At 54.5% G+C, this 7,977-nt stretch carries 11 protein-coding genes and 1 pseudogene; 3 read left to right on the forward strand and 9 right to left on the reverse strand.

The annotated features are described in order from the left end of the window. Positions 1-422: 422 nt before the first annotated feature. The 3 genes and pseudogenes from ACNPAA_RS20190 to ACNPAA_RS20200 all read right to left on the reverse strand — a co-directional run bounded on the left by ACNPAA_RS20190 (position 423) and on the right by ACNPAA_RS20200 (position 2,189). Positions 423-1,019 (reverse strand): hypothetical protein, encoded by a 597-nt coding sequence (locus tag ACNPAA_RS20190; protein WP_234925045.1) that lies wholly within the window; start codon positions 1,017-1,019, stop codon positions 423-425. Positions 1,020-1,398: 379 nt separating this feature from the next. Further along, positions 1,399-1,779, reverse strand: a pseudogene (locus tag ACNPAA_RS20195) (relaxase/mobilization nuclease domain-containing protein); the annotation flags it as partial. Continuing rightward, positions 1,776-2,189 (reverse strand): hypothetical protein, encoded by a 414-nt coding sequence (locus ACNPAA_RS20200; RefSeq protein WP_201873201.1) that lies wholly within the window; start codon positions 2,187-2,189, stop codon positions 1,776-1,778. The gene ACNPAA_RS20200 and the pseudogene ACNPAA_RS20195, both read right to left, overlap by 4 nt. A 216-nt stretch (positions 2,190-2,405) precedes the next feature. Between ACNPAA_RS20200 and ACNPAA_RS20205 the strand changes: the two genes are divergently transcribed. Then, entirely contained in the window at positions 2,406-2,741 is a 336-nt protein-coding gene (locus tag ACNPAA_RS20205; RefSeq protein WP_139743094.1) for a hypothetical protein, read from the forward strand. A 247-nt stretch (positions 2,742-2,988) separates the two neighbouring features. On the opposite strand, the gene ACNPAA_RS20210 is transcribed toward ACNPAA_RS20205, so the two are convergent. The 4 genes from ACNPAA_RS20210 to ACNPAA_RS20225 form a co-directional block, all read right to left on the reverse strand. Beyond that, positions 2,989-3,981: a replication initiation protein gene (locus ACNPAA_RS20210; protein WP_201873142.1), complete on the reverse strand. Its 993-nt coding sequence runs from the start codon at positions 3,979-3,981 to the stop codon at positions 2,989-2,991. A gap of 400 nt (positions 3,982-4,381) precedes the next feature. After that, positions 4,382-4,723, reverse strand: a complete 342-nt coding sequence (locus tag ACNPAA_RS20215) for a type II toxin-antitoxin system CcdA family antitoxin (RefSeq protein ID WP_161508008.1) — start codon at positions 4,721-4,723, stop codon at positions 4,382-4,384. A gap of 49 nt (positions 4,724-4,772) precedes the next feature. Continuing rightward, positions 4,773-5,060, reverse strand: a complete 288-nt coding sequence (locus ACNPAA_RS20220) for a type II toxin-antitoxin system RelE family toxin (RefSeq protein WP_113722067.1) — start codon at positions 5,058-5,060, stop codon at positions 4,773-4,775. Then, positions 5,050-5,292 (reverse strand): type II toxin-antitoxin system RelB/DinJ family antitoxin, encoded by a 243-nt coding sequence (locus ACNPAA_RS20225; RefSeq protein ID WP_201873143.1) that lies wholly within the window; start codon positions 5,290-5,292, stop codon positions 5,050-5,052. The genes ACNPAA_RS20220 and ACNPAA_RS20225 overlap by 11 nt, the downstream gene beginning before the upstream one ends. 528 nt (positions 5,293-5,820) lie before the next feature. Between ACNPAA_RS20225 and ACNPAA_RS20230 the strand changes: the two genes are divergently transcribed. Then, positions 5,821-6,333, forward strand: coding sequence for a hypothetical protein (locus ACNPAA_RS20230; RefSeq protein ID WP_201873144.1), 513 nt, complete (start codon positions 5,821-5,823; stop codon positions 6,331-6,333). Positions 6,334-6,458: 125 nt separating this feature from the next. Then, positions 6,459-6,599: a hypothetical protein gene (locus ACNPAA_RS20235; protein WP_201873147.1), complete on the forward strand. Its 141-nt coding sequence runs from the start codon at positions 6,459-6,461 to the stop codon at positions 6,597-6,599. A gap of 340 nt (positions 6,600-6,939) precedes the next feature. Here ACNPAA_RS20235 and ACNPAA_RS20240 read toward each other — a convergent pair whose 3' ends face one another. Continuing rightward, positions 6,940-7,254, reverse strand: coding sequence for a hypothetical protein (locus ACNPAA_RS20240; protein ID WP_201873150.1), 315 nt, complete (start codon positions 7,252-7,254; stop codon positions 6,940-6,942). Positions 7,255-7,259: 5 nt separating this feature from the next. Then, positions 7,260-7,595 carry a hypothetical protein gene (locus ACNPAA_RS20245; protein ID WP_201873153.1) on the reverse strand — a complete coding sequence of 112 codons (336 nt, stop codon included), beginning with the start codon at positions 7,593-7,595 and terminating at the stop codon, positions 7,260-7,262. Positions 7,596-7,977 lie beyond the last annotated feature (382 nt).

Raw genomic sequence — 7,977 nt, forward strand, 5'->3', positions numbered from 1 at the left:
CTGGTGAACGGCCCCCGGTTTGGGGGTGCGCATAACGCCTTTTATGTTAAATCACGTTTTTTGCACGCGAAAACGACCACCCCAGCCAAAAACGGACGCCTGAGCGGCGTTTTGAGCGCGTTCGCCCCCCCAACCAGGGCGTTTCCCAGCTGAAAGTTTGCAACACATCTGGGGGCGTTTGAGGGCCGGATCCTGCGGGGTATGGTTTCAACCTGTTTTTGGCCTATCGCTGACATTTCGAGAGAGGCCCGCTGCGCGGGCGGCTTTGCTGGGTCACATGCGTGGCCCTCTAGGTCTGTCCATCCGCACAGGCTCTGGCTGCGGAGCTGGGTCAGGAGTGGGAGGTTGACCAGTCAACCACCCCAACACTGCTCGCATCGCCCTATGACCAAACGGGATCCATGACTCCAGTATCTGCACGACTACCGCTGCAAAATGCCTCTCATCTGCTCGCGCTCCTGTGGGGTGGCCTGCGTCCAGATTTTGTCGAACGTCATCAACCGCCTGAGCTCTGCGCTCTCGTGCCTCTGCCAGGCGAGCAGTCCAGCCGTCATGATCACCCCCGTCAGCACAGCTGCTAGCAGAGCTGGCCACCAGGGGATCAGGGGCCGAACGGGGGGCGGGGGCGCCTTCAGCCCCTCGATCAGTGGCGTCAGCTCGTCGACCGCCGTTTTCAGTCGCACAGGCAGCCCCGTGATGCCGCCCAGATCTGTTCTGGCCTGAGTCAATGCCTTCCCTAGCCCACCAACCTGCTCGCGGAGCTCCTCTGTCCCCTGGCTCACCAGGACGCTGATCAAATCCCTCTGGAGAGCGCTCATGGCTCGTACCTGATCCGGCAGGGTCAACACGTCCTGCAGCGGCTCTAGGACTCGAACTACCTCGTCCGCCAACGTCGGGGGCAATGCCCCTAGCTCCTGGCGTAGCTGTTGCACTGTCTGCTCCAGGCTCTGTACCGCCGAGATCAACTCCAACTGGGGCTTGGAGTCGTTCAAGGCTCGCACTGTCTCTAGTTTGCTCATAGGTAACGCCTCGTTTCTGTAGTCCGGCCCATGTGTAGCCCTTGCCCAGGTCGCAGCCCTTGAAGGGGACACCGTCCAGCTCGAACGAAAAACCGTTCAACCTGCCCGTGCTGGCCACGTTGGGCCGCACGTTCACGCCAGCCAGGCGTAGCGCCTCGGCGAACTGAACTACTGTGGGTGCCCCTTGGGCTGCCGCCTCGACCAAGCGTTGCAGGCGCTGCCGTGGGGGCTCCTGCTCGGTCTGCAAACTTTTTTCGATCTCGCCCCTGGTCAGGCCCTTCTTGGCCGCACGGCCAACAACCAACCCAGGTGTGGGCGTCAGGGCGTATCGGGTTTCCAGCAACTGCGTAGCCTCGATGGCAGTCCGAGCCTCCCACTGTCCCAGCCACACCTGACCGGCCACATCGATCCGGCTGGCCACGATGTGGATATGATCATGGTCTGTGTCGTGATGCCGGACGACGACATATGGCGTCCGATCAGAAAAACCCATTTCGGTCATAAAATCGCTGGCAATGGCCAGCCACCGATCCGGCTCGATCACCTCCCCAGCGGGCAGGGCTAGGGAGCAATGCCAAACGGGTTTTTCGATGTCCGATCTCAGTCTACGCACGGCACCAAACTCGGTCGCCAACTGGCGGGGAGTGGCTCCCGTCATGCTGCCAGTGGTACTGCCACCCAGCAGCTCCCCCCCCGATTTTTTCAGGGTGTAATCCAGTACCCCGCGAAAACCGGACCCGCGGGTGATCTTGGCCTTCATGCTCGGATCCCCAGCTCCTGGCGGAGGTGCAGGACCATCGCAGCCAGCTCTGTAACCGCATCGGCAGAGACCCCCACCGTCTGCCCGCAATTGATGGCACGGACGACCTGGTGCAGGTTGGCCGCCAGTTTCCCCAGCTCCCCCCATGCCTCGGCATTGATGGCTGGAGGTGGCTCAACGATAGATGCAGCCCTGCCCTCTAGGGCTACCTGGCGCACATAGGCGGCAGTCTGCTGCCGCACGGTCTGGGGCAGCATGTCGGCTGGCGGCTCAAGGCCGCCGAACGCCTTTTTGGTGAGGGTGGCCAGCTCGGTCGGCGTCACGCAGACGCCGAGCCGGATGGTCCGCTGATCCTGAGGCGGCAGCGGGGCTGGCCCCCGCCGCTTCTTGGTGGGGGTGGCTTTGTCCATGGCTTTTGTCTCTGTGGTGATCCCCTGGCGTAGCCAGGGCAAGGCGAGCGAAGCGAGAACTAGGCGTAGCCTAGTTACACCTTGTTATCTACCAAATATTACCGTCTGCGATCGGCTTTTAACAGGTCGGCACTGGTTCTTTTTTATGCAGCCATTGAATTACCGCTACATGTAACGCAATATGTTATTGTCACATGTAACGCAAAAGGACCTGCCATGAAAGATGCCCACGACACCCAGACACCCGATCTGATCCCGACCCCCAAACCTCGTGGCCGCCCCAGAACTGGCGCAGCTAAAAGCGCAGCCGAGCGCCAACGGGCCTACCGGAAGCGAGCTAGGGGAAATGATCGTGCAAATCTGAACGTCATGATCAGCGCCGAGGCGCGGGTATCGCTGGACGCCCTGGCACGGCACGCCGAAGTGACGCTGGCGGAGGTACTGGAGCGGCTGCTGATCGAGGAGAAGAACCGGATCATGCAAGAGATCTATGCGACAGGCACACCGGAGGAGCAGGAGGCGGCATCAAGAAAGTTTTTTGGGCTAAAGTAGCTTTCGTTACACGTAACGAAAAAGACCACACCCACACCGTTGACCCCCTACACCCCATGTAGATGCGCAAAAGAAAGGCGCTCCGTGGATAAACCCTCCTGCCCACAGGCCAAACCCACGGCCTGATGGACAGCCCTTCGGGATCGGGCTTAACCACCTCGCCAAGATCCTCTCTCTTAAATGATTCGGTAGAGACAAGGAACGCCCTGCGGGCGCTGTTATCTGATAAGGCTTGTTTTCGTGAACTCTATTTTGAAATGTTCACGTACTTACTGACCAATCCTACCGATACGCCAAGATCTTCGGCTATGTCCTTCTGCGGGTATCCCGCCGCCTTCATGCGCTGGATTTCCTCCCACAGTGCCCAGTTAGTCCGGCTTGTTCCCGTGGGCCTTCCCCCGCCCTTAGATACCTTGCCGCCCTTCGCCCCTCGATGCGCCTGCACCTGGCTAAACCCCGCGGGGGTAAAGTGCCGCCACACCCAACGGGCAATGCTCTTGGCAGTGGCCTTGATCTCGTTGGGAGGCAACGGCCCGCCCTGCTCGCGTCCAAACGCATTGGCGCTCTCACAGGCAGCCCTTACCGCATCGGCCCAAGCCTCGTACCCGTTGGGCCGCCAATACTCTCTAACGGCGCTGTAGGCCCATTCACGCACGTTATCGAACACCGTAACGTTACGCCCCAGTCCCCCAACTTCTTTGCGACTGCGGCGGCTATAGGCTGCTAAATCGGCATCCGGGCAAAACTCGGCGAGGTAATCGAGGGGGTATGGGGCGTGGTTGTGCCATGTCGTCCACCAATCTCGGTGTACGGGGTTTTTGGTTATCAAGCCAACGTACCCCATGTCTGCACCCAACCGACGCGCTAGAACGTGTTCTATGGCCGCTAAATAGCGAAGTGGTTTTAACTTTGCGGCACTGGTACGCGCCACAGGCGAGGCCAACAGGTAGCCAAGGTGGTAATTGCCGTTCTCGGGGTTGATCGAGATCCAGTGCGGAGCAGGCAAGCCACGCTCTCGCCATTCGTGATACCCCTCCCGCCAATGTTGCTCATGCGGTTTCCTGTCCACGTCAAACACCAGACAGGAGACATGGGGCGGCGGGTTGTGCTGGATATGGCGATATGCCAACGCGGTCGCTTGCGGGCGGATAAGCAGCCCCTGCGCCGGATCATCGGAACAGTAGGGGCGACGAGGGATACGATCGACAAAGACAGCGGCTTGAAGCGCTGGTTTTACCATCTGGCACCGCGCTTATTGGCGGTGCAGGAGGGTTGTTTGATGTGATCCATGTGATAGACTTCTCATGTGATTAAGTCACGGCCCCGAACTTTCTGCACTCTTCCGCCAAGTTGATCGCAGAGATTCGGGGTTTGTCTTTTCTGGGCAATACGTTACCGCAGGTGCCTAGACATGAGCAACGTTAGCCGCATCTAACTTTCCTTCACATTTCCTTTCGTTAGTACGAACGAATAAAACCCGTTCTGAAGCCTCTTGGGCGATTCGTTGAGCATCCATAAGACCGAGCCAGTTGATGCGCGACAAGTAATAAAATGCGGCTGAATACTCTTCACCTGGTGAAGAAAACGCCTCGTCTTTAGCTGCCTGATACAGGGCGCAATACTCATAAGTATTCGGTCGTCTACACATCCGTGATACACCTCGGATCATCCCGGCTAAGCTCTCGTTCGACATCGTCCAGCGAATGCAGAACCTCTTCTCCCTTGCGAACCCTCTCCATGATCTGCTCGATCTTAAATAAGCCATCGGAAAACAGACCGCGCTCTTCGACCATCCGGTTAAGTTCTTGGATGGCCTCATGGTTATCCTGAGCCCAACCGTCAGCCTCTGCTTTTTTCCGCTTGCCCAACTGATTGAGCTTCGCCGCCATATCTTTTTCCGGCACAAAGTCACCAGCATCAGCCTCGCTCAATGCAGCCTCAACCTGTGCGCTCTGCCAAGCCTCACCACGGTGGATAATCATCAACCTGCTCCCGGTTATTACCGCACTAGCCACCCCTCGGCAACTTCACCTATTCCAGCCTCGAGCCAGCGTCCAAATACACCTGCTCCCGCTCTCGTTTCCCCACCGCGACCACGAATACCAGCACCCGATCATCCTGTACCTGGTACACCAACCGATACCCCGCCCCACGCAGCTTGATCTTGTAGCAATCCGGCAGCCCATGCAGGCGGTTGGCCTCGACCCTTGGTCGCTCCAGTACCTCTGCCAGCTTCTTCTTGAACTGCTGGCGCACGGTATCACCCAGCTTCTTCCACTCCTTCCACGCTCGTGGATCGAACTCAAGCTCAAAGGTCATCCAGCGACACCCTGATCCCTTTCTGGGGGCTGGCCAGCCGCTCACGAACGAGGGCAAGCAGCGCCTCCTCATCCTCCGTTACCACGGTCGTCCGAAACGGCAACCGCTCCTGGGAAGCAACATACTCCAGGGTTTGCCGCAGCAGCTCCGAGGGGGTGACACCGAGCCTATCAAGAACCGCATACGAACGAGCCTTTAAGTCGTCGTCGATGCGAAGGTTAATCGTCCCCATTTCCACACACTCCGTAATTACAATCGCAATTACATTATAACGACTACCGAACCATGCAGTAAACAAAGTCCCAGCAACGGGGCGACTAGCGCAGTCTGTCGCGCTCGGGGCGGGGGGGCCGCCAAGCATAGCGCGGCAGCCCTGCAGTAAGCCCCCAAACTGGCGAACGCTCCCCCGTGTAGGGGGGCGCAGAATGGGAGATAACGCCCGGCAAGACAACCCATCTTGCAGGCTAACAAGGGCTCATCCCGTGAGGTGACCACTGCCTACTGATCGTCCTGTAGCACAGCACGACCTTCTTGATACATCCATCCCAGGTTGTTTTGCACAGCGGCATCACCCTGCTTTTATTGCCTTCCCTTGTGGTGTGAGGCATCCCTGCCATCAGGTGGCAAAGCCGGACATGACAAGGCTTAGACCGACTATGCGTGATCAATGCCACTTGAGAAGGCAACACGAGAGTAGTGTTCTACTATTCGGAACAGCTATTTAGCAACGGATGAGATCACCACCGACATGGGGAGGCTTATGCAGTATCCATTCAGGATATATAATGTAATCTACAAGGCACTGAATAGTACAAAACGCGCCAAGCCAATATCTATTTTTACTGAGCAACATATAGGAATTATCATGCATTTGCCACGAGCACTATTTATTACTTTGGCATGTTATTTTTCCATGCTTTCTCAAAGTGCATTCGCGGGTGACTTGGGGATTGATTGGCCTCAAGAAAAAATGGTCGATGGCAAATATATTCCTGGGCCTGCATTCGAACAGTGCACCGCTTTTGGGGACAGGTATGCCAATATTGCCACGATTGAGGATGAAGGTGAAAATAAATCTGGCAACTATTTTTCTGCATTAAAAGTCATTAAAAGCATGGGAACTCAAACGGAATGGGTCTGCTTAATACAGTATAATGTTGCGATGTTCCTAGACGGTCAGCATATGGGTGATTTCCAGTCACAAGAACTCCATCACGTAAACAAGCAAACCGGTAAATTCAAAACGACCCCAACAGAATTAAGTGATCTGTAGTGCAACTCATTAAGAGTTGATTCGCTCAATGAGCCCAGCAGTTGAACTTCAACCTGTAAAATCCTGCGTGTGTGTTTAATAAACGCTTGGGTGTGCCAACCCCTAGATCAAACTTGGAGTGAAAGATGTACGGTGAATTTGAATCTGATTACCCTGAAGACGAGGACAACATGTTTGAGGATGTGCTGCCCGAGTTTGGTGAGGAAGATCCAGACTGGGACGACACTGGACGTGCTATTGATGCTGATCCTTACGAGGAGATATGATTGGCCTACATCATCAAGTAGTAGACTCCCTGAAGCAATGGGCTGCGGGGTTTACCACTGTAACTGAGGTTGACCTGATACGCCCGTGTTGCCCAAATCGATGCGGCTTGGTGGAACTAACTGAGGAGGCGGTGATCTGATCACCACCATCCCCTTCAAGTCAGCATTCATGGGCAAGGCGCTTCATCCCATCACCAACTGGCCTCAATACAACAGGTCTCTGATTAACCGTGGCTCACTCACCTTCTGAGTTGATACCGATGCCATGAACAACTGGCTCCACCACGACCATCACGAGTACGTTACAGTAGTAACGCATCTAGGATGCAATCCCATCACGCTAAAACGGCGGTTCTGCATTTTTGGTTTCGCTTGTTGATTCTGGCCACTCTGCAGTTTCTTTAAAGCTAATCGAATTTACCACGCCATTGCGATTACTTGAATATGACTCAACGACTAACAAACCAGACCTTACATCCTGCCAAACTTTGGTTCCGTTAAAGGAAAAATCATTATCACTTGCATTGGAATGGTTTTCCTTTGAGAAAAGCAATGTCCACCGAGGTGATTCTATAAATTTTTTACTAAGCAGCAAACCTTGCTTTATTGTATTTTCCTTAGGATTTCTGTTAGTGGCGAAGTGAATGTATTTCAAATGCATTACCTTTCCATTTTGGCTTCCCAGGTTCCATTGCTTGTATTTCCGGTCACAGAATAAAACACCTGACTAACATAGCCGTTAGGATGCTCATTTATGAAAACAATAAGGCAGTAAATTAGGTCGTTTCCAATCATCCGCCTTGATATGGAACCATTATATTGGCCAGAGCGTCCCTGCTTCTGAAGCTCCAGACCAAAGTAATTGCACACAAGCATCTTCCTATTTTCAGTATCTACCTTGAAGGGCATCTCCCCGGATGGAAGAGGAATACTGGCATTTGCATGGTTTATGGAGAGGATTAAAGCCAACAAAGCAAGTCTTATACCTTTAAACATCTAATACCTCAAAAATAATTAACTTTTTAAAGAAAAATAAACACTAAAATTTATAAAAATTAAAGCTGAGACTAGCTGATTTTAAAGTTAATAATATCGCAATTTGCGAAAAACCACACCGTTAGCCATCTGGTTGTGTGACACAAAAAACATAACGACAATCCCAGCTCACGCTCCAACTCGTGCTTCCGCCCCTGCGTGACCTCTTTCGCCTGCTCCTCTACTCGGCCAGCGCCTTGCTCAAGTTCGCCAGCCCCCAAACTGGTGAACGGCCCCCGGTTTGGGGGTGCGCATAACGCCTTTTATGTTAAATCACGTTTTTTGCACGCGAAAACGACCACCCCAGCCAAAAACGGACGCCTGAGCGGCGTTTTGAGCGCGT

This window comes from Aeromonas sp. PS2Canimalfood6, from assembly GCF_048276795.1.
GTDB lineage: Bacteria > Pseudomonadota > Gammaproteobacteria > Enterobacterales > Aeromonadaceae > Aeromonas > Aeromonas caviae.